The following is a 22182-nucleotide window of genomic DNA, read 5'->3' as shown; positions in this document are numbered from 1 at the left end:
CAGCTTCATCAGGCGCCCCGGTTAAACCACCGTCCCCAGCAGCAGACAGCCAATCAGGCCGCACACCGAGATAATGGTTTCCAGCATTGACCAGGATTTGATGGTCTCGCCGATGGTCAGGTTAAAGTACTCTTTGAACAGCCAGAAACCTGGATCGTTTACGTGAGAGAAGATAACGCTACCGGAACCGACGGCAATAACCATCAGCTCAGGGCTGACGCCAGTGGTGGCAATCAGCGGTGCGACAATCCCACCCGCCGTAATCGCGGCGACGGTGGCAGAACCCAGCGCGATACGCAGAACCGCCGCGATAGACCATGCCATCAGGAGCGGGGAGATATTGGTTTCATGCATCATGGACGCGATGTATTTGTCCACGCCGCTGTCGACCAGAACCTGCTTGAACGCACCGCCACCGCCGATGATCAACAGCATCATGGCGATAATTTTGATGGAAGAGGTCAGCGTGTCGTTAATCTGATCCATCGAACGACCACGGTTCAGACCGAAGGTAAACAGTGCGATCAGCACGGCAATCAGGGTTGCCATGACCGGGTCGCCGAAGAATTCCGCCACCGGCAGGAAAGCATGGCCTTTCGGCAGGATCATCTCTGCAATGGCGCGCATTGCCATCAGCACCACCGGAACCAGTGACGTCCAGACGCTGACGCCAAAGCTTGGCATCTCTTCTTCTGAAAAGGTTTTCGCGCTGTAGAGACCTTCCGGGATTGGCTTATCAATACCTTTCAGGCAGCGAGCAAAAACCGGGCCCGCCAGAATCACGGTCGGGATCGCCAGAATAGTACCGAACAGCAAGGTCTTGCCCATATCGGCATGGAAAATGGTGGCGATAGCGGTTGGACCTGGGTGCGGCGGCAGGAAGCCATGCGTCACCGAAAGTGCAGCGGCCATGGGAACACCGACATACAGCAGCGGGATATTGGCCGCGGCAGCGATAGTAAATACCAGCGGCAGCATCAGCACAAAGCCCACTTCATAGAACAGCGCGAAACCAACGGTGAAGCCTGTGAGTACCACGGCCCACTGAATGTGTTTCTTACCGAATTTCGCGATCAGCGTGGTGGCGATACGTTGCGCGCCCCCGCAGTCTGCCAGCATTTTGCCGAGCATGGCGCCAAAACCCATAATCAGGGCAAGACTCCCCAGGGTACCGCCAACACCGGCTTTGATGGAGCCAATAACTTTATCCAGCGGCATTCCTTGCATCAATCCAACAGCAAGCGCCACCAGGACGAGGGCGATGAAGCCGTTCATTTTGAAGCGGATCATCAGGAGTAATAACAAGATTACACCGATAGCAACGATGACTAATGGCATGATTTACCTGGCCTTTCATTTGTTATGGGTAACGTCAGTGTTTTGACGACAAACTACGTTTGTCCCAACCGGGAACAGAGACGTAACGGCACCTCTACTGCTGACCTTAAAACTATCTAGTTTAGTCGGATGTTATGTGTGTGTTTGGTGCCCATAAGAATGATACGGGTAACATATGGCGATTGAGAATCACCCGGACAGGCAAAATTTAAATAATGAGAGGCAGGTCAAATTATCGCAGTGGAGGTTGCAGGAAGAACGAGGGGGAAACGTAAGACCATCGCGCTAGCCCGACAAGCGCAAGCGTCATCGGGCAAAACGAGACAAAACAACTTAGTAGTAAGAGTGCTCGCCGCGCTGGTGCTCGGTCAAATCGCGAACGCCTTTCAGCTCCGGGAACTCATTCAGCAGTTGCTTCTCAATGCCTTCTTTCAGGGTAACATCGACCATGGAGCAGCCGTTGCAGCCGCCGCCGAATTGCAGAATCGCGTAGCCTTCGTCAGTGATCTCCATCAGAGAGACCCGGCCACCGTGACCAGCAAGCTGTGGGTTAATCTGCGATTGCAGCATGTATTCAACGCGCTCCATCAGCGGCGCATCGTCTGCCACTTTACGCATTTTAGCGTTAGGGGCTTTCAGGGTCAGTTGGGAGCCCAACTGGTCGGTGACGAAATCGATCTCAGCGTCTTCCAGATAAGGCGCGCTCAGTTCATCAACATAAGCCGTCAGCAGGTCAAATTTCAGGGCGGTGTCGGTTGCTTCCACGGCGTCCGGTGGGCAATAAGAAACGCCACATTCAGCGTTAGGCGTACCGGGATTGATCACAAATACGCGGATTTGCGTCCCTTCTTCCTGATTTGCCAGCAGTTTGGCAAAGTGCGCTTGTGCAGCATCGGAAATACGGATCATAGTAATGGCCTAATAGTTGACTATTTTAGTTGGTTATAATACGCCCATCATCGAGGCTCTACAAGGTTCGACACAGGCACCATACCTGGACGGTCGCTGCGCCATTGCGTAAAAGCAACTTTGCGATCTCCGCGACGGTACTGCCGGTAGTGACGACATCATCCACAACAACCATATGGAGTCCCTTCACGGGGAATTCAAGGCGAAAGGCATTTTTCAGGTTGCGTCTGCGCAGTCTGGCACTGAGATGGTGCTGAATGGCAGTGGGGCGAATGCGCGTGACGCTCCGGCTATCCCAGGCGCAGTTTAGCCACCTGGAGAGTGGACGGCACAGCAGATCGCTTTGATTAAATCCTCTGCGCCAGTGTCGATGCTGCCAGAGTGGTACGCTGATGAGCCGGTCCGGAAGGGTAAGCCCGGTCTGACGACGCGCCTGTAATACTTGCAGCAATAGTATGCGCGACAAGGCGAGCGCAATTTCGCTGCGGCGGGAAAACTTAAGCTGATGGATCAACGTGCGAAGTGGCGGCGCATAATCGCTGATTGTCACCAGCCGTTGCCAGGGCGGCGGTTTTTGCAAACAACGGCCACAGGGTAATGCGGGATGTGAGGCCGGTAATCCACACTGAGGGCAGAGCGGTAGGCACTGACGGGCCGCGCGTTCGCACACCGAACAGATCCCCCAATGGCTTAGCGCCAGCGGCATTCGGCATAGCCAGCACAATCCTGGTACTGTTAGCATAGGTTCATCCTTGTGAGTAAAAGAGAACAGTAACTGATGAATGACATCTGGTGGCAGACCCGCGGCGCGGGAAATTGTCATCTTGTGCTGCTGCACGGATGGGGACTGAACGCTGAAGTGTGGCATTGCATTAGCGAGGAACTGAGCTCGCATTTCACGCTGCATCTGGTCGATTTACCGGGTTTTGGCAGAAGCCAGCAGTGTGGCGCAATGACGCTTGAAGAGATGGCGGAACGTGTATTGCGTCAGGCACCCGAAAAGGCTGTCTGGCTTGGCTGGAGTCTCGGTGGGCTGGTGGCAAGCCAGGTGGCGTTAGCGCATCCTGAGCGAGTGCAGGCGCTGGTCACCGTGGCGTCATCACCTTGTTTCAGCGCGCGCGAGGGATGGCCGGGTATCAAGCCCGATGTTCTGGCAGGATTTCAGCAGCAGCTCAGCGAAGACTTTCAGCGAACGGTGGAACGCTTTCTGGCCTTGCAAACGATGGGGACGGAAACGGCGCGTCAGGATGCCAGGGCGTTGAAAAAGACGGTTCTGGCGCTGCCGATGCCGTCAGTTGACGTGCTAAACGGTGGGCTGGAGATCCTGAAAACGGTTGATCTGCGTGAGCCGTTAACCGCGTTAACGGTGCCGTTTCTGCGCTTGTACGGTTATCTGGATGGCCTCGTGCCGCGTAAAGTGGTGCCGATACTGGATGAGTTATGGCCTGAAAGCGAATCGCTTATCTTCGCCAAAGCGGCCCACGCCCCGTTTATTTCTCATCCTGATGCGTTTTGTCAGGCGCTGGTGGCGCTGAAGCAGGAGATTCAGGCCAGTTAAGCGAACGCCCACCGGCCTGAAGAAGAACTAACGCAAAGCCCACCATTCGCGCAGGCAGGCTTTGCCCTCCGGGCAGCTTTTACAGCTTCCGGAGAGACAGCCGTCGGGTTCTTCCTGGATCCGCCGGGCTTTACCCATAGTTTCCAGTTGATTCAACATCGCGTCGATCATTGGCTGTGGCGTATGTAGAGTACGGCTGATTTGTTCTGCCTTCATACGCCCCTGTATTGCCAGCAGATCGCGAACCTGAATAAGCGAAGCCATCATGACACCTTAATGACAATTGCCCGTTGTGGTGTTTGCACAGCACTCGCTGGCATTTTTACGCGTAGCCAGCAGGTTCACATTGACACGACTACGCGCCCGGCGCAGCAGTCCCAGAACCACCACGTTAAACAACACGACCGCCAGGATGCAGACCAGGCTGTAGGTCGGATGCTCTTTGTAGCTGGCAACCTGGTAGAACAGGGTCGACAGTGAGTAGGCGATATTCAGTCCCCACAGGATGGAGAAACCCATCCAGCCGCGGCTGGACTCACGAGCGATTGCCCCCATGACCGAAATGCATGGCACATACAACAGGACGAAAATCAGGTAGCTGTAGGCGGCAGCCGCGCTGCCAAATTTCGCATCCATCACGCCCATCGCCCCGGTTGCCATTTCACCGTCGCCTTTGCTGGCTTCGATTGGGTTTGCCAGTACGCTCAGGCTGAAGGTGTCTTTCAGGCTCTGCCAGGTTTCATCCAGCGCGCTCAACAGTTCATCTCCCAGATTAAACTCAGCCGGATTAAACGCCTCATCCTGAATGTTTTCCGCGGTATAGAGCGTATTGAGGGTGCCGACCACCACTTCTTTCGCCATTGCGCCTGTGAACAGCCCGACCGTCGCCTGCCAGTTGTCTTCGTGAACGCCAATCGGCTTGAAGATAGGGGTGATCACGCGGCTGACGGAAGCCAGCGCTGAGTCGTTGATGTTATCGACGATTTTACCGTTCAGGGAGAAGCTGTTAAACGCACTCAGGAAGATACTGACAATGACGATCACTTTCCCGGCGCGCAAAACAAATCCTTTCAGGCGCTGCCAGGTCTGGATAATCAGGCTCTTGATATGCGGAACGTGGTAAACAGGCAGTTCCATAACAAAGGGAGAGGCTTCACCACGCATGATGGTGTGTTTGAGCATCAGCCCGGTCAGTACTGCCATCACAATACCCAGCACATACAGCGAGAAAACCGCCAGCGCGCCGTTTTGCCCGAAGAAAGCGGCGGCAAACACGGCGAAAATCGCCAGTCGCGCCCCGCAGGACATGAAGGGGGCCATCATAATGGTCATCAGACGTTCGCGTGGCGCATCCAGCGTACGTGCGCCCATTACTGACGGCACGTTGCAACCAAAGCCAACAATCAGCGGGACAAATGATTTGCCGGGTAATCCCAACGCCTGCATCAGACGGTCCATCACAAATGCCGCACGCGCCATATACCCGGAATCCTCAAGGAATGAGAGGAACAGGTACATCATGCCAATTTGCGGCACCAGCGGCAGAACAGTATTAATACCGCCGCCAAGCCCTTGCGCCAGGAAGATGGTCAACCAGTCCGGGAAGTGCAGCGTATAGCCAATCCACTGAATACCGTGAATAAAGATGGCCACTGAACCGGCATCAAAAATCGGTGCCATCGCGCCGCCGATGTTAATGGCGAGCAGAAACATCAGGTACATCACAAACAGGAAGATCGGCAGGCCGAGAAAACGGTTGAGAATGATTTTGTCCACCGCCGTCGTAAAGCGGCTGGGCTCTGCCGTTAGCGTGTTGCTCACCACATCACAGATGGCGGCAATACACTGGTAACGCGCATCGGCAATGTGCAGCGCCGGGTCATCCATGACATCGTTCAGGCGTGCCAGAGAGGCATCTAACTGCGCCGCCGCATCGCCTGCGAAGGCGCGGCTGTAAATATCGCCTTCCAGCATTTGCAGACCAAGCCAGCGGCGTTGGTTTGCTGGCATCTCTTTTGCCATCGCGTCGGCCAGATTATCGGCTTCACGCAGCAGCGGCTGGGCATAGTGCACCAGTTCCACACTTTCATTTTTGCTGTGGCGGTCAATCGCCAGTTTTAACGCTTCAATGCCGCGTCCACGGGTCGAAACCAGGGGAACGACCGGGCAGCCGAGGCGGGCTGAAAGGGCATCGATATCAATGCGGATCTGCTGTTTCTCGGCTATATCGAGCATATTGAGCGCAACAATACAGGGAATACCCAGTTCAAGCAGTTGCAGGGTCAGATAGAGGTTACGCTCAAGGTTCGAGGCATCCACCACGTTGATCAGCAGATCGGCGTCGCCGCTCAGAATGTAATGGCAGGCAATCTGTTCATCCAGAGAGGTTTGTGACGAAATCGTGGTGAGCGAATAGGTGCCAGGCAGATCGACCAGCGTGACCTGATGGTCCGTGGTGGTGAATTGCCCCTCTTTACGTTCAACGGTGACGCCCGCCCAGTTGCCGACACGTTGACGTGCGCCCGTCAGTTGGTTAAATAACGTCGTCTTGCCGGAATTTGGATTACCAATTAAACCAATGGTTAATTTTTTCATTGTTATAGACTCACTGTATTAACAGGAAACCGCTTCAACTTCTAATAACGCCAGGTCTTTTTTACGTAATACCAGGCTGACGCGACGCGTTTCAATATGAACAGGATCGCCAAGGGGCGCTACACGCACGACGTTAAATGAGGAACCAGGAAGCATGCCGAGGGAAAGCAGTTTCTGACGGTATGCAGGACTTATATCTCGGGCAAAGCCGGTAATTTTCCACGCAGTATCTGGAGCAAATTGCATAAGAGCCTACTTGTTTCTCGCTAACTGGATGTTTACCTCATGGGGCAAAGCGGCGCGGCATGAGACCAGGTGATTAGCCAACGAAGGAAAGAGTAAATATTCTACAATGCAATGATAATGAGAATGGTTTCTATCATCAACAGAATAAATGTGACGGAATGTGGCTTTGATGAATAATTTGCGTCATGTTTGACGTGGCTCAAAATTTAAAGCGGGCAGGTGAAATTATTCGAGGCATTAATAAATAAACGCTATCAATGTTTAATTAACGTTTTGTTTGTTAATGAAGTGATAAATATTACAGCGGTAGCGCAAGCGCAATAAATCCATAATGCCGGATGACAATGCCATCCGGCCTGAGTTCCTGGCTTAGCGTTTTTTCCCCATCGCCGCAGCCAGCGCATCCATCATTGCGCTGTTACCGGCGGGTTGCGCCTCGCGTCCACGGGGTTTGGGCGCTTTCGCTGCTGGACGGTCATTTCCACCGCCACCGCCACCGCGACGTGCGTTGGTTTCACCGGGCTGTTCATCCAGACGCATCGTCAGCGCAATACGCTTACGCTGCAGATCGACCTCCAGCACTTTCACCTTCACGATATCGCCGGCTTTCACCACGGTGTGCGGATCTTCGACGAATTTGTTCGACAAAGAGGAGATGTGGACCAGACCATCCTGATGCACGCCAATATCCACAAACGCGCCAAAGTTAGTCACGTTGGTGACCGCGCCTTCGAGAATCATCCCTGGTTGCAGGTCATTCATGGTTTCCACGCCATCGGCAAACTGCGCGGTTTTGAACTCCGGGCGCGGGTCGCGGCCCGGTTTTTCCAGCTCTTTGATGATGTCGCTGACGGTCGGGACACCAAACTTGTCGTCAGTGAAATCGACGGCTTTCAGATTGCGCAGCTCGCTGCTGTTGCCCATCAGGTCTTTCAGCGCCTGTTGCGTCGCCGCCAGAATACGTTCCACCACCGGATACGCTTCCGGGTGAACGGTGGACGCATCCAGCGGGTTGTCGCCGTGGTTAATACGCAGAAAGCCCGCGCACTGTTCGAAGGCTTTCGGCCCCAGACGGCTGACTTTCAGCAACTGCTGGCGATTCTGGAACTGGCCGTTTTCATCACGCCAGGCCACGATATTCTGCGCCATCATCCGCGTCAGGCCCGCCACGCGGGTTAATAGCGGAACCGAAGCGGTGTTCAGATCGACGCCGACGGCGTTTACGCAGTCTTCAACAACCGCATCCAGCTTGCGGGCCAGTTGCGTCTGGCTGACGTCATGCTGATACTGGCCGACCCCGATTGATTTCGGATCGATTTTCACCAGCTCGGCAAGCGGATCCTGCAAACGACGTGCAATGGATACCGCGCCGCGCAGAGAAACGTCGAGATCCGGGAACTCCTGTGCGGCCAGTTCTGATGCGGAGTAGACCGATGCGCCAGCTTCGCTGACAATCACTTTCTGGGCGGTCACCTTCGGGAATTGCTTCTGAACGTCGAGGAAGAATCGCTCGGTTTCACGTGATGCCGTGCCGTTACCAATCGCGACCAGCTCCACGTTGTATTTTTCGCACAGCGCGGCAACGGCCACCGCCGCTTTCGCCGCCTGACCGGTGTGCGGATAGATAGTGTCGGTGGCAACCAGCTTACCGGTGCCATCCACCACCGCCACTTTCACCCCGGTACGCAGACCCGGATCGAGGCCCATCGTCGCACGGAGGCCAGCCGGTGCGGCCATCAGCAGGTCGTGCAGGTTGCGGGCGAACACGTTAATCGCTTCGTCTTCCGCGCGCTCGCGTACGGTCCCCATCAGTTCGGTTTCGAGGTGCATCAGCACTTTGATGCGCCAGGTCCAGCTCACGACGCCTTTACGCCAGCTATCTGCCGGGGCGTTATTCAGACGCAGGCCGAGATGATCCTGAATGATTTGTTCGCAGTGGCTCTCTTTCGGCGGCTCGTCAAACTGTGGATCCGCATTGAGGGAAAGCTGCAATACGCCTTCATTACGGCCACGAAACATTGCCAGCGCACGGTGTGAAGGTACGGTGGAGATCGGTTCGTGATGGTCGAAATAGTCGCGGAATTTCGCCCCTTCTTCTTCCTTGCCGCTGACCACGGTGGAAACCAGATGGGCATTTTTCCACAGGTATTCACGTACTTTCGCCAGCAGCGCGGCGTCTTCGGCAAAACGTTCCATCAGGATATAACGCGCGCCGTCCAGCGCGGCTTTGCTGTCGGCAACGCCTTTATCAGCATCGATATATTTCGCCGCTTCAGCGTCTGGATCGTGCGACGGGTCTTGCCACAAGAGATCGGCCAGCGGTTCAAGACCGGCCTCAATCGCGATTTGCCCGCGGGTGCGACGCTTCGGTTTATAGGGGAGATAGAGGTCTTCGAGTTCGGTCTTACTTAACGTGCCGTTGATGGCGTTCGCCAGCTCATCGGTCAGTTTGCCTTGCTCGGAAATGGACTTGAGAATGGCCTGGCGGCGCTCTTCCAGTTCACGCAAATAGCCCAGTCGGGTCTCCAGATTACGCAACTGCGTATCGTCCAGACCGCCGGTAATTTCCTTACGGTAACGTGCGATAAACGGCACGGTGTTCCCTTCGTCAAGCAGGCGTACGGCAGCGGCGACCTGGTCGGCCCGGGCCTGAATTTCACCTGCAATAATGCGGCAGAAAGAATCATTCATCATGGATTGGCTTCATCTACTGAGTAAAAAAATCAGGGGACAGTTATACGGATTGGCGGGCAAAAACGCCAGTCATCGAGCGGGGGTTCGGATTGTTCCTGCTCATTTTACGTATTCGATCGCATTGACGTACCAGCTTGCTTCTCCGGCGGGCGTGTTGACCACGGCGAGATCGCCGACCTCTTTTTTCAGCAGGGCGCGCGCCATCGGCGAGTCGATCGAAATGTAATCCTTGCGACCGAAAATTTCATCATAGCCGACAATCCGAAAGCGACGAGTGTCGCCGTCATCGTTTTCAATCTCCACCCATGCGCCGAAAAACACTTTGCCTTCCTGCTGTGGCGAGTAATCGACGATCTTCAAATTCTCCAGGCATTTGGTCAGGTAACGAACGCGCCGGTCGATCTCACGCAGACGCTTTTTATTATACTGGTAGTCGGCATTCTCGCTGCGGTCACCCAGACTTGCCGCCCAGGTCACCTTCTTTGTGACGTCCGGGCGCTCTTCACGCCAGAGGTGATTGAGCTCGCTTTTGAGGTTTTCATACCCTTCCCGGGTGATCAGGGGCGTTTTCATCTTATTGATTACCTTTAAGTCTGTGACGAGCCGCACAATACGTATTACGTCACGGAACTAACAGAATAAATAATGTGCCGTGCGTTTCATTGTATACTTAAGCTGCTGTTAAATATGCTTTGTAACAATTTAGCCTGGAATTCATACCAGAATTCTCTGGTGGCGGACGTAAGCTTTTTTAAGAATACATACCTTCAATTGTTGCGAACCTTTGGGAGTACAAATAATGCAAGAGAACTATAAAATTCTGGTGGTGGATGACGACATGCGTCTGCGTGCGCTGCTGGAGCGTTATCTGACCGAGCAGGGCTTCCAGGTTCGAAGCGTCGCCAACGCTGAGCAAATGGATCGTCTGCTAACCCGCGAATCTTTCCACCTTATGGTACTGGATCTGATGCTGCCGGGAGAAGATGGTCTGTCAATTTGCCGCCGTCTGCGCAGCCAGAGCAACCCGATGCCGATCATTATGGTAACGGCGAAAGGGGAAGAGGTTGACCGTATTGTCGGGCTGGAAATCGGTGCCGATGACTATATTCCCAAACCGTTTAACCCCCGCGAACTGCTGGCGCGTATTCGTGCGGTGCTGCGTCGTCAGGCGAATGAACTGCCGGGCGCGCCTTCTCAGGAAGAAGCGGTTATTGCCTTTGGTAAATTCAAACTGAATCTGGGTACCCGCGAAATGTTCCGCGAGGACGAGCCGATGCCGCTCACCAGCGGTGAATTCGCCGTGCTGAAAGCGCTGGTGAGCCATCCGCGTGAACCCCTTTCCCGTGACAAGCTGATGAATCTGGCGCGTGGTCGTGAGTATTCCGCGATGGAACGTTCCATTGACGTGCAGATTTCTCGTTTGCGCCGCATGGTGGAAGAAGATCCCGCCCATCCGCGTTACATTCAGACCGTGTGGGGACTGGGTTACGTCTTTGTACCGGACGGCTCTAAAGCATGAGGCGAATGCGCTTCTCGCCACGAAGTTCATTTGCCCGCACGTTGCTGCTCATCGTCACCTTGCTGTTTGTCAGCCTGGTGACGACCTATCTGGTGGTGCTGAACTTTGCGATTTTGCCGAGTCTCCAGCAGTTTAATAAGGTCCTGGCCTACGAAGTGCGTATGCTGATGACCGATAAGCTACAACTGGAGGACGGCACGCAGTTGGTTGTGCCTCCTGCTTTTCGCCGGGAAATTTACCGCGAGCTGGGGATTTCTCTCTATTCCAACGAAGCGGCTGAAGAGGCCGGGCTGCGTTGGGCGCAACACTATGAATTTTTAAGCCATCAGATGGCGCAGCAACTGGGCGGCCCAACGGAAGTGCGTGTTGAGGTCAACAAAAGCTCACCGGTGGTCTGGCTGAAAACCTGGCTGTCGCCCAATATCTGGGTCCGCGTGCCGTTAACGGAAATTCACCAGGGCGACTTTTCGCCGCTGTTCCGTTATACGCTGGCTATTATGCTGCTGGCGATAGGGGGTGCATGGCTGTTTATCCGTATCCAGAACCGACCCCTTGTGGATCTCGAACATGCCGCGCTACAGGTGGGGAAAGGCATTATTCCGCCGCCGCTGCGTGAGTATGGCGCGTCTGAGGTGCGTTCGGTGACCCGGGCCTTCAACCATATGGCGTCAGGGGTGAAGCAATTAGCCGATGACCGTACGTTGTTGATGGCGGGCGTCAGCCACGATCTTCGTACGCCACTGACGCGTATCCGTCTGGCGACAGAGATGATGGGCGAGCAGGACGGTTATCTTGCGGAGTCCATCAACAAAGATATCGAAGAGTGCAATGCGATCATTGAGCAGTTCATCGACTACCTGCGTACCGGACAGGAGATGCCGATGGAGATGGCCGATCTTAACGCCGTGCTGGGTGAAGTGGTTGCGGCGGAAAGCGGCTATGAGCGAGAAATTGACACCGCGCTGCAGCAAGGGTGTATCCAGGTGAAAATGCATCCGCTCTCCATCAAGCGTGCAGTGGCGAATATGGTGGTTAACGCCGCGCGTTACGGTAATGGCTGGATCAAGGTCAGTAGTGGTAGAGAACCCCATCGCGCCTGGTTCCAGGTGGAGGATGACGGTCCCGGTATCAAGCCTGAACAACGCAAACACCTGTTCCAGCCATTTGTGCGCGGCGACAGTGCGCGTAGCACCAGCGGTACCGGATTAGGACTGGCGATAGTGCAGCGTATTATCGATAACCATAACGGGATGCTGGAGATAGGCACCAGTGAGCGCGGCGGTCTTTCCATTCGCGCCTGGCTACCGGTGCCCGTGACTCGCGTGGCGGGCTCGACAAAAGAGGTGTAAAAAAGGGAGGCTTTTGCCTCCCTTTCAGATTGTTGACAACACTGTGAAGGTTTTGCCGGATGGCGGCTGAAGCCTTATCCGGCCTACAAAAGATCGTCATATCAATACGGTATATCCTCTTTGTAGGCCCGATAAGCTTGCGCCATCGGGCATTTCATCGTTTGTCAGCAGTCTCAAAAAAGGGAGGCGAAAGGCCTCCCTTGTTATTTTTGCTTTATCCAGTCTGATGGCTTACAGCTTCGGACCGGCGCTTACCAATGCTTCGCCTGCCGGGGTATCCGTGTATTTCTCGAAGTTCTCAATAAACAGTTTCGCCAGTGCGGTGGCTTTTTCCTGCCACTGTTCCGGAGAACCATAGGTGTTACGCGGGTCGAGAATATGGGTCTCCACACCGGGAAGTTCGGTTGGGATAGCCAGATCGAACATCGGCAGGTTGAAGGTTTCTGCATCGTCCAGAGAACCGTTCAGGATAGCGTCGATAATGGCGCGGGTATCTTTGATAGAGATACGTTTGCCCGTACCGTTCCAGCCTGTGTTGACCAGATAAGCCTGCGCGCCTGCGGCCTGCATGCGTTTCACCAGCACTTCAGCGTACTGCGTCGGGTGCAGCGTCAGGAACGCCGCGCCGAAACAGGCGGAGAAGGTTGGCGTTGGCTCGGTGACACCGCGCTCAGTACCGGCCAGCTTGGCGGTAAAACCAGACAGGAAGTGATACTGCGTCTGGTTTGCCGTCAGGCGAGAGACCGGAGGCAGTACGCCAAACGCGTCAGCGGTCAGGAAGATCACCTTCGTGGCGTGACCCGCCTTAGAGACCGGCTTAACGATATTTTCAATGTGATAGATAGGATAGGAAACGCGGGTGTTCTCGGTTTTGGAACCGTCGTCAAAATCGATTGAACCATCGGCACGCACGGTGACGTTTTCCAGCAGCGCATCGCGACGAATCGCGTGGTAGATTTCTGGTTCCGCTTCTTTCGACAGCTTGATGGTTTTCGCGTAGCAGCCGCCTTCAAAGTTGAAGACGCCATCGTCATCCCAGCCGTGTTCATCATCGCCAATCAGACGACGTTTCGGGTCGGTGGAAAGGGTCGTTTTCCCGGTGCCGGAAAGACCGAAGAACACAGCAACGTCGCCTTTCTCGCCAACGTTGGCGGAACAGTGCATTGATGCAATGCCTTTCAGCGGCAACAGGTAGTTCATCACCGAGAACATACCTTTCTTCATTTCGCCGCCGTACCAGGTACCGCCAATCAACTGGATGCGTTCGGTCAGGTTGAAGGCCACGAAGTTCTCGGAGTTAAGACCTTGCTCTTTCCACTGTGGGTTAGTGCATTTCGCACCGTTCATGACGATGAAATCAGGCTCAAAACCTTCCAGTTCTTCGTCAGTCGGACGGATAAACATGTTCTTCACGAAGTGCGCCTGCCATGCCACTTCGGTGATAAAACGGACAGAAAGACGGGTATCGGCGTTTGCGCCGCAGAACGCATCGACAATAAACAGACGTTTACCGGAAAGCTGTTTTGTTACCAACCCTTTCAGGTGCTGCCAGGTTTCCTGGGACAGCGGTTTGTTGTCGTTCTTGCCTTTTCCTTTGTCGGACCACCACAGTGTGTCACGCGTGGTGTCGTCACGAACAATGTACTTATCCTTGGGTGAACGCCCGGTGAAAATACCGGTATCAACGGCAACGGCGCCCAGATCCGTCAATACACCGCGCTCGTAACCTTCCAGAGTCGGGTCCAGCTCTTCCTGGTAGAGGGTTTCGTAGCTCGGGTTGTAAACGATGTCCTGAACGTCGCTGATACCATAAGCCTTGAGATCTTGCGGGGTTAATCGTTTCACACGCATATCACTGCTCCTTAGCCAATATGTATTACCTGAAATAGTAAGGTTTTTTTGGGGATGTTAACCGCGACAAGGCTCATAGATTTACTTATCTGGACAAAATCACGATTGACTGAAAACGCTGTGACTCCAGTCACGAAGCGGCGGTTATTATGGCAGGAATGGCTTTTGTGTTGTGGGAAATGTTCTCAAAACGTTAAAAGGAAGTGTTTTTGACGGTAATGTTGTGACGGTAATCGCATTCACGTAGGAAATTAACGTAGCTATTACATATAAAATATCGATTCACCACGAAAGTGAATTGCAGCAAAAAGTGCGGAATTTTTTGGCGAAAGCGCGGGTGACGTTTGTGTCACCCGGCATAGTCAGCGCAGATCAGTGTACCTGCGGATCGGCAGGGGAGGCGTTGTTGCGAATTTCAGCAATATCCATGGCGTTGAAAAGATAGTGGCTGCCACAATAATCGCAGTGCATATCAATTTCGCCTTCTTCCGCCAGAATGCTGTCCACCTCTTCATCCGGCAGCGTTTTCAGCGCGCCAGCGCAACGCTCGCGCGAACAGGTGCACTTGAACACAACGTCCTGCGGATCGTAAAGCGTCACTTCTTCCTCATGGTACAGACGCCACAGAACATCATTAGCGGGCAGGGTCAGCAACTCTTCTGCCTTGATGGTTTCAGTCAGCGTAGCCAGATGGTCAAAGTCATCCGCCTGTGCATTTTGCGCGGGCATCACCTGCAACAGCATTCCGCCGGCAGCGGCTTTGCCGTCTACGTCGCCTGTACGAATAAACAGACGGGTCGGCAACTGCTCTGAACGCAGGAAATAATCTTCCAGACACGCCGCCAGGGTATCGCCTTCCAGACCAACCACGCCCTGATAACGTTCGCCTTCCTCCGGCGTGATGGTGATCACCAGATAACCATTGCCCACCAGGGTTTTCAGATCCGCGCCTTCCGGAATATCACCCTGGACGCGCGCCACGCCACGCATCTGTTGGTTGTTGTTGCCGTTAATGACCGCAAGGCTTAGCGGCCCATCGCCCTGTAACTGGACGGTAATGTCGCCGGCAAACTTCAGGGTGGCGGTCAGCAGGCTGGTGGCAACCAGCAGTTCAGCCAGCACGGTTTTCACTGGTTGCGGGTACGTATGGTTTTCGAGGATCTGTTGCAGGGTTTCCGATACGGTTACCAGTTCGCCGCGCACGGCAAAGTTTTCAAACAGATAGCGGTGTAATTGGTCATGTTGCGGCATAATCATCTCTCTTGCGGGTGACAGTTATTCACTGTCGCCGTGTTTAAATCGTAACAGGTCGCGGCGTTCTTTTTTATCCGGTCGCCTGTCGGGGTGCGGCATGGTCAAGGCGTTAAGCTTGCGTGCCAGCGCCATTTTTTCGCGTTTTTCAACGCTTTCCGTTGTTTCTTCATACAGGGTAACGGCTTCACTGGCCGGGCGTCGCTGCTCGGTGATCCCTTTGATTACCACCGTGCGTTCATCATTTCCCTGACGAAGCGTCAGCGTGGCATTCAGTTCGACGATTTTGCTCGGCTTACTGCGTTGGCCGTTGTAGTGAACTTTTCCGCCGTCCACCATTTCACGGGCCAGCGCGCGGGTTTTGTAAAACCGCGCAGCCCACAGCCATTTATCCAGTCTGACCTCAACAGAGGGCTTCTCTTTCATGGCGTCTCCTTCACAGCAGTGAGGGGATCAGTCGGCGGTAATCATTCAGTGCCGGATGGCGTGCATACTGTTTTTCTGCAATGCCAGAGTCGGGGTTTGTCACGCCGAGGCAATAGCGAATGCCGAATTTTGCCGCCGCGTCGAGAATAGGTTCGCTGTCGTCGATAAACAGCGTCTTCTCAGCACATATTCCCGTTTCTTCAGCCACAGCGCGCCATAACCGCTGATCCTCTTTGGGATAACCAAATGTGTGGGTAGAAAGTAATAAATCAAGGTGTGAGGCCAGTCCGGTGTGTTCCAGCTTCACGGCCAGATTATGCGGATGCGCGTTTGTCAGCAAAATCCGCCGTTTACCGCAGGCCTTTAACGCATCTAAAAACGGCACCGTGTCGTCACGGAGGACGGCGCGCGGCCCCATGGCGGTGGTCATCGCGCAGATATCCAGGCCCAGCCGGTCGCTCCAGTAATCAAGACAGTACCAGTTTAGCGTATGCTGCACGGCGTGATATTCCTGACGGATACGTTCCTGCGCTTCCTGTGGCGAGATCCCGTGCTGCGCCCCGTAAGTTTCAGGCACCAGTGTCAGCCAGAAATAGTTATCAAACGCCAGGTCGAGCAGCGTGCCATCCATGTCTAACAGCACGGTATCAACGTCCTGCCAGGCAATATCAATATGCATGGGAACTCTCCAGAATAAATGAGATGCGGCACAGGGTAGCACACCCTGTACCACGGACATGTTATCAGATGAGGCTTTCCGGAGAGGCGATGAGCTTCGGATTCAGGCAGTTTTCATAATACTGCTGAATCTCCATCAGGCGGGTACGATGGCGCTGATAGCGACGGAATGCCTGGACGCCATTATAAAGCGTGCAGCCCAGCATCGTCAGCATCAACAGTGTGGTGCCGAGGTAACGCCACAAGCCTGAACGATCGGGGATACGGTGCAGACCAATATGCTGTGTGCCATTCGCGTCGGTATAGATGTTGGTGACAATTCCTTCGGCGCTAAACGGGGTTTTCATCAGCATTTGCGCCAGCCGCTGGAAAGCGCTCCACTGCTCCTGGGCCGGATAGTCATACAATGAAACGGTTGGCCAGGGCTGATCGACCAGATCGCTGCCTTCATCGCTGACGATTAGAAATCCTCCCGGTGCCGGGCTGTTCAGCGACTGGGCGGCACGAGCCGTTTCGCGGGTGATAAACGGTGCGGTTGAGGTCGCGACCAGATTATCGAGTGATTCTGCGCTGACGGGGCGTAGCAACACGTTCACGCCGTCCAGCTTGCCCGCATTGGCGCGTTTCACCTGCGCCCCCCAGTCTTTACTGTTCCCGAGATTAACCAGCGCGTTTTTGAGGCGCACGCATTCATCTTCCGCCGCACATAAATCCGCTGTTTTCAGAACGATATCGCCAAAGTCATCTATCAACACCATACCTGATTTCTGAATCGCGGAGCGCAGGGCTGCGCTGACGCGAGAGTCATCTTCCGGTTTGGGATGCAACTGACGGTTGACAGCCTGCGAGAGCGCGGTGGCTTTGTTCACCAGATCGGATTCCGGTAACGGCAGTGCGGCGGCGTCATTCCAGATGATCTGCGAGCAGTCAAACGGCGTAAACGGCGAGCTGGTCTGTGCGTTCCAGGTGCCGGACGCATGTATGTTACACATACCTGTACCGTGAAGGTTCAACGTATCCCCGACACGAACGCCAGCCTCTTCAAGCTGTTTAACGCTTGTCGCTTCAATCGTTTGTGCGCCTTTCATCCATGACAGAGTGAACTTTATCGGCATATCCAGTGGGATCCAGAACAACAGCATGATCAGCACCAGCAGCGAACCGCCCGCAATAATGGCGCTGCGCACCCAATGTTGCAGCGGGAAGTTTTTCACCTCGTCATGCAGGGATAAAAAACGGCCCTGACGTACGACGTGGCGATCGAGATAAATATCGATATCCGTTTGCTGACCGAGATCTTGCGCAATCCAGGGCTGCCAGTGGGGCGGGTAAACCAGATCGATAATTCCCAACGAGATGTTGTTGATCTGTTCCTGGTTATTTTCGCCAAACAATCCCCAGCGGCGCGGGGTTCCGCGCAGACAGTGAATTTCACGCAGTGCGGTTTTTGACGGCGGGGCGAATAATCCCCATAGCCCTGCGGCCAGCAGAAGAACGGCGCCGCCAGCCATCCACGGAACAAAAACGTCAGGTGTAATCAGGCAGAAAAAGAACAACAGGAAGGACGCGACAATCAGCAGCGCTTCGCGAAAACCCGCCGGGCGGCTGAGCGCATACTCTTCGTGCGTTTCCTGGCGGATATTTAACAGTTCTATCTGTTCACTTTCTTCGCCACGAATCGATGCCTGTGTTGAGGTTACAGGTTGCAGCGCATAGCCGCGCGCCTCCTGCATATACTCCTGCAGGGTGTGACCATTCAGTGAGATAACCAGCGGCAGCGTGTCGGTGTGGATCAGCTCAACGTTATTTTCATCGTTGATGTACTGCTCCCAGAAGGGAGGCAGATGGACCTCAACGGAGTCGAGGTAATAGCGCCACTTATTCGGATCGTCGGTGGTGATACCGTAGCGGGTAATGGAATGGGTCAGAATGATGACGCTATTGCTTTCCCCGTTTAGCGTCAGGGCAACCGGTGCTGCACTGGCCCCCGTCGGACCGGGAACCTGCTGGATTTGGCTCAGGCTATCAAGATAATTTTCAACGGCGCTACGTTCTTCAGCGGTGAGTTTTCGCGTCTCCGCGTCTGAGAAAGCGTTCGTCCAGGGCAAATTACGCCGTCTGGCGTGGACGTTAAGCCGCCACCAGGCCACTAATGCGCAGGCCAGTACCGCCGCTAAAAAAATCAAAATGGTGCTCATGCTTTCCCCATCTTACTTAATCTGTCAGGCGTGGTCAGTCGCACCCTGTCACAATAAACGTGATTCTGCGGTTGGCTATCGGCAAGCATGGAGTTGAACTTGAGCATTTTTCAGCGCATCCCGGTGAATGCCGATGATAGCAAAACCTGCAAAAGCGAAATATCAGCAAATTCCTGGACCTATTTCAACCTATTGACTTTTAATTTGAACCAGGAATTATATTTTTATTAAGTTACGCAAATGTAAATAAACGGCAATTCACATTGCCCAAAGCGTGTCGCCTGTCGCACAATGACCACAGATTTCACTGCAAAGATTCTCACGATGAGCAAATCATTACAAAAACCCACCATTCTGAAGGTTGAAACTGTCGCCCAGTCGCGGCTTTTTAGCGTCGAAAGCGTGGATCTCGAATTCAGTAACGGCGCGCGTCGCGTCTACGAAAGGATGCGTCCGTCAAACCGTGAGGCGGTAATGATTGTGCCGATCGTCGATGATCATTTGATTCTGATTCGCGAATACGCGGTGGGAACCGAGTCCTATGAGCTGGGTTTTTCCAAAGGGCTGATCGACCCGGGTGAAAGTGTTTTTGAAGCGGCGAATCGGGAACTGAAAGAAGAGGTTGGTTTCGGCGCGCACAATCTGACATTCCTGAAAAAACTGAGCATGGCACCGTCCTATTTCTCCAGCAAGATGAACATCGTGGTGGCAGAAGATCTCTATTCTGAGTCACTGGAAGGCGATGAGCCAGAGCCGCTGCAGCAGGTGCGCTGGCCGCTGGCGCATTTAATGGATCTGCTGGAAGACCCTGATTTCACCGAAGCACGCAACGTAAGCGCACTGTTTCTGGTCCGTGAATGGTTGAAAGGGCAGGGGCGACTGTAGACTGTAGACCGGATAAGGCGCCAGCCGCCATCCGGCGATAACACCAGCAATAAAAAAGGCGCCAAAGCGCCTTTTTTTCGTTAGAAGAGTTCGTGAGTCTCTCCACCGCCATCAGTAATGGTGGTTCCCACTTCATGCACCGACTGTTGCGTTGGCTGCGTGCCTTCAATGAAATACTCAGCACGGCTGTTGCCGCCGTTCGCCAGTTGCCCGGTGCTGCGATCGATATTCACCGTCACAATGCCTGGCGGTGGCGTCAGCGGTTCTTCAGGAACCCCTTCCAGTACCGCTTTCATATAGGCATCCCACGCGGGCTGCGCGCTCTTCGCACCCCCTTCGTAACCCGAGATCTGATCTTTGATCGCCCCAGAAGCCGTAGTACGGCCGAGGTCACGACGATGATCGTCAAAACCAATCCATACGGAGGTCACCACTCCTGGACCATAGCCTGAGAACCAGGCGTCTTTGGAGCTATTGGTGGTCCCGGTTTTCCCGCCGATATCGTTACGTTTGAGATCGCGTCCCGCGCGCCAGCCGGTTCCCATCCAGCCTGGCTCGCCGAAAATGTTGCTGTTCAGTGCGCTCTTGATGAGGAAAGCCAGCGGCGTGTTAATCACATGCGGGGCATATTCCTGTGCGCCGCTTTGTGCCACCAGAGCCTGGTTTGCCTGTTCCAGTTTGGGCATCGGTACGGCGGCGTTTTGCTGTTCTCCGGAAACCGCGACATCTTCCACATTACTGTTTTCCAGCACGTTGGATTTTTGCGTATCGCCGTAAATCACTGGAAGATCGCATTCCGGGCAGGCAATCTTCGGTTTTGCTTCAAAAATCACACCGTTCTGATCGGTTTCAATCTTACTGATGAAATACGGATCGACCAGGAAGCCGCCGTTCGCCATCACCGCATAGCCGCGCGCGACCTGCAACGGAGTAAAGGACGCGGAACCCAGCGCCAGAGATTCGGTATGCACGATGTTTTGCGCCGGGAAGCCGAAACGCTGCAGATATTCCGCCGCGTAGTCCACGCCCATCGCACGCATTGCACGTACCATCACCACGTTTTTCGACTCGCCCAGCCCCTGGCGTAAACGAATCGGCCCCGCATACTGCGGCGGCGAGTTCTTCGGACGCCAGTCGGAACCGGCACCCGCATCCCAGCGTGAAATCGGCACGTCATTCAGCATACTCGCCAGCGTCAGACCTTTGTCCATCGCGGCAGTGTAGAGGAACGGTTTAATGTTAGACCCGACCTGGCGCAGCGCCTGGGTGGCACGGTTGAATTTACTCTGGTTAAAGTCGAACCCTCCGACCAGCGCCAGCACAGCTCCGTTTTTCGGGTTAATAGAGACCAGCGCGGAGTTCACATCCGGCACCTGCGCCAGCCACCAGGCGTCGCCCATCTTGCGCACCCAGATTTGCTGGCCGGTTTGAACCGCGTCAGTCACCTTACGCGGTGTGGGGCCCTGCTGGGTGTCCGAACGATAAGGGCGTGCCCAACGAATTCCGTCCATACGCAGGGAAACCGAAGTGCCATCAGCCAGTGTGGCAGTGGCTTCGAGTGGATTCGCACTGGTGATCACCGCAGGCAGCAACGGTCCGTAAGTCGGCAGCGCTTTCAACGTATCGGTGATTTTTTTACTGTCCCAGGCGGTTTCTCCCACTTTCCACAACACATTCGACGGACCGCGATAGCCATGGCGCATGTCGTAATCCAGCACGTTGTTGCGTACAGCCTCTTGTGCGGCTTGCTGGACCTTACGGGTAATGGTGGTGTAAATGCGATAACCATCTTCATATGCGCTTTCACCGTAACGGGTGTACATCTCCTGACGCACCATTTCAGACAAGTACGGTGCGGAGAAGGCAATTTCCGGCGCATGGTAGTTGGCATCAATCGGCTCACTTCGCGCCTGATCAAATTGTGCCTGGGTGATATAACCCTCACTCAGCATACGCGACAGCACCACATTGCGACGGGCCGTCGCACGATCCATTGAATAGAGTGGGTTAAAGGTGGAAGGCGCTTTCGGCAGACCGGCAATGACCGCGATTTCACCCAGATCCAACTGGTCAACAGATTTACCGAAGTACACCTGCGCCGCAGCGCCGACGCCATAGGCGCGGTATCCGAGGTAGATCTTATTCAGGTAGAGTTCGAGGATTTCATCTTTACTCAGCATCTGCTCAATGCGGATCGCCAGGAACACTTCTTTAATCTTACGCATCAGCGTGCGTTCAGGGCTGAGGAAGAAATTTCTCGCTAGCTGCTGCGTGATGGTACTTGCCCCCTGGGAGGCATGACCGGAGAACAGCGCAACGCTGGCCGCACGGAAGATCCCCACCGGGTCCACACCGTGGTGCTCATAGAAGCGGCTGTCTTCCGTCGCGATAAACGCCTTAACCATTTCCGGAGGGATCTGATTGAGCGTCACCGGAATACGACGTTTCTCACCGTATTGGGCGATAAGCTCGCCATCTGCGCTATACACCTGCATCGGGATTTGCAGACGCACATCTTTGAGCGTCGCGACGTCAGGCAGTTGCGGCTCAATATAGCGGTAGAGACCATAAATCGAGCCTGCTCCCAGCAGGATGCAACATACTGCAAGGATCAATAAATACTTTACGAACTTCACTGGAGATTTCCCATTTAGTTTCATTTGGGCAGTTTATAAACAACCGCGC

Annotated in this window: 18 protein-coding genes; 4 read left to right on the top strand and 14 right to left on the bottom strand. The window is 54.4% G+C overall.

Annotated features, from left to right (window positions below):
- Nucleotides 1-21: 21 nt before the first annotated feature.
- The 3 genes from gntT to gntX form a co-directional block, all read right to left on the bottom strand.
- A complete protein-coding gene (gene gntT, locus WB371_RS09995) occupies nucleotides 22-1338 on the bottom strand; it encodes a gluconate transporter (RefSeq protein ID WP_336219918.1) in 1317 nt (438 codons plus the stop codon).
- Between the two features lie 333 nt (nucleotides 1339-1671).
- Nucleotides 1672-2247, bottom strand: a complete 576-nt coding sequence (gene nfuA / locus WB371_RS09990; protein WP_042998432.1) for a Fe-S biogenesis protein NfuA — start codon at nucleotides 2245-2247, stop codon at nucleotides 1672-1674.
- A 58-nt stretch (nucleotides 2248-2305) separates the two neighbouring features.
- The gene (gene gntX, locus WB371_RS09985) at nucleotides 2306-2989 is read right to left on the bottom strand and encodes a DNA utilization protein GntX (protein ID WP_336219917.1); all 684 of its coding nucleotides are present in this window, start codon (nucleotides 2987-2989) and stop codon (nucleotides 2306-2308) included.
- Between the two features lie 36 nt (nucleotides 2990-3025).
- Here gntX and bioH point away from each other — a divergent pair, with 36 nt between their 5' ends.
- Nucleotides 3026-3805, top strand: coding sequence for a pimeloyl-ACP methyl ester esterase BioH (gene bioH, locus WB371_RS09980; RefSeq protein ID WP_336219916.1), 780 nt, complete (start codon nucleotides 3026-3028; stop codon nucleotides 3803-3805).
- Nucleotides 3806-3832: 27 nt separating this feature from the next.
- Here bioH and feoC read toward each other — a convergent pair whose 3' ends face one another.
- From feoC to greB, 5 genes are all read right to left on the bottom strand, one after another.
- Nucleotides 3833-4069 (bottom strand): [Fe-S]-dependent transcriptional repressor FeoC, encoded by a 237-nt coding sequence (gene feoC / locus WB371_RS09975; protein ID WP_336220181.1) that lies wholly within the window; start codon nucleotides 4067-4069, stop codon nucleotides 3833-3835.
- Nucleotides 4070-4078: 9 nt separating this feature from the next.
- A complete protein-coding gene (gene feoB, locus WB371_RS09970; RefSeq protein WP_336219915.1) occupies nucleotides 4079-6400 on the bottom strand; it encodes a Fe(2+) transporter permease subunit FeoB in 2322 nt (773 codons plus the stop codon).
- Between the two features lie 18 nt (nucleotides 6401-6418).
- Nucleotides 6419-6646 carry a ferrous iron transporter A gene (feoA, locus tag WB371_RS09965; protein WP_336219914.1) on the bottom strand — a complete coding sequence of 76 codons (228 nt, stop codon included), beginning with the start codon at nucleotides 6644-6646 and terminating at the stop codon, nucleotides 6419-6421.
- A 369-nt stretch (nucleotides 6647-7015) separates the two neighbouring features.
- Nucleotides 7016-9340, bottom strand: a complete 2325-nt coding sequence (locus WB371_RS09960) for a Tex family protein (protein WP_336219913.1) — start codon at nucleotides 9338-9340, stop codon at nucleotides 7016-7018.
- 99 nt (nucleotides 9341-9439) lie between these two features.
- A complete protein-coding gene (greB, locus tag WB371_RS09955) occupies nucleotides 9440-9913 on the bottom strand; it encodes a transcription elongation factor GreB (RefSeq protein WP_336219912.1) in 474 nt (157 codons plus the stop codon).
- A 226-nt stretch (nucleotides 9914-10139) separates the two neighbouring features.
- Between greB and ompR the strand changes: the two genes are divergently transcribed.
- Together ompR and envZ are read left to right on the top strand one after the other, a co-directional pair.
- Nucleotides 10140-10859, top strand: a complete 720-nt coding sequence (gene ompR / locus WB371_RS09950) for a two-component system response regulator OmpR (RefSeq protein WP_001157751.1) — start codon at nucleotides 10140-10142, stop codon at nucleotides 10857-10859.
- The gene (envZ, locus tag WB371_RS09945; protein ID WP_336219911.1) at nucleotides 10856-12208 is read left to right on the top strand and encodes a two-component system sensor histidine kinase EnvZ; all 1353 of its coding nucleotides are present in this window, start codon (nucleotides 10856-10858) and stop codon (nucleotides 12206-12208) included. Before ompR ends, envZ begins: the two co-directional genes overlap by 4 nt.
- Before the next feature lie 231 nt (nucleotides 12209-12439).
- Here envZ and pckA read toward each other — a convergent pair whose 3' ends face one another.
- The 5 genes from pckA to igaA all read right to left on the bottom strand — a co-directional run bounded on the left by pckA (nucleotide 12440) and on the right by igaA (nucleotide 18612).
- Nucleotides 12440-14059 carry a phosphoenolpyruvate carboxykinase (ATP) gene (pckA, locus tag WB371_RS09940; RefSeq protein WP_336219910.1) on the bottom strand — a complete coding sequence of 540 codons (1620 nt, stop codon included), beginning with the start codon at nucleotides 14057-14059 and terminating at the stop codon, nucleotides 12440-12442.
- Nucleotides 14060-14431: 372 nt separating this feature from the next.
- Nucleotides 14432-15310: an Hsp33 family molecular chaperone HslO gene (gene hslO / locus WB371_RS09935; RefSeq protein WP_336219909.1), complete on the bottom strand. Its 879-nt coding sequence runs from the start codon at nucleotides 15308-15310 to the stop codon at nucleotides 14432-14434.
- A gap of 24 nt (nucleotides 15311-15334) precedes the next feature.
- Nucleotides 15335-15736 (bottom strand): ribosome-associated heat shock protein Hsp15, encoded by a 402-nt coding sequence (hslR, locus tag WB371_RS09930; RefSeq protein ID WP_336219908.1) that lies wholly within the window; start codon nucleotides 15734-15736, stop codon nucleotides 15335-15337.
- A 10-nt stretch (nucleotides 15737-15746) separates the two neighbouring features.
- Complete coding sequence (gene yrfG / locus WB371_RS09925) at nucleotides 15747-16415, bottom strand: GMP/IMP nucleotidase (RefSeq protein ID WP_336219907.1); 669 nt, start codon at nucleotides 16413-16415, stop codon at nucleotides 15747-15749.
- A gap of 64 nt (nucleotides 16416-16479) precedes the next feature.
- The gene (gene igaA, locus WB371_RS09920; protein ID WP_336219906.1) at nucleotides 16480-18612 is read right to left on the bottom strand and encodes an intracellular growth attenuator protein IgaA; all 2133 of its coding nucleotides are present in this window, start codon (nucleotides 18610-18612) and stop codon (nucleotides 16480-16482) included.
- A 324-nt stretch (nucleotides 18613-18936) separates the two neighbouring features.
- On the opposite strand from igaA, the gene nudE reads away from it, so the two are divergent.
- The gene (gene nudE, locus WB371_RS09915) at nucleotides 18937-19497 is read left to right on the top strand and encodes an ADP compounds hydrolase NudE (RefSeq protein ID WP_336219905.1); all 561 of its coding nucleotides are present in this window, start codon (nucleotides 18937-18939) and stop codon (nucleotides 19495-19497) included.
- 80 nt (nucleotides 19498-19577) lie between these two features.
- On the opposite strand, the gene mrcA is transcribed toward nudE, so the two are convergent.
- Entirely contained in the window at nucleotides 19578-22133 is a 2556-nt protein-coding gene (mrcA, locus tag WB371_RS09910) for a peptidoglycan glycosyltransferase/peptidoglycan DD-transpeptidase MrcA (protein ID WP_336219904.1), read from the bottom strand.
- Nucleotides 22134-22182 lie beyond the last annotated feature (49 nt).

The sequence above is a fragment of the Citrobacter amalonaticus genome (assembly GCF_037053465.1).
GTDB lineage: Bacteria > Pseudomonadota > Gammaproteobacteria > Enterobacterales > Enterobacteriaceae > Citrobacter_A > Citrobacter_A amalonaticus_H.
This window is presented reverse-complemented; position numbering and strand designations above follow the sequence as displayed.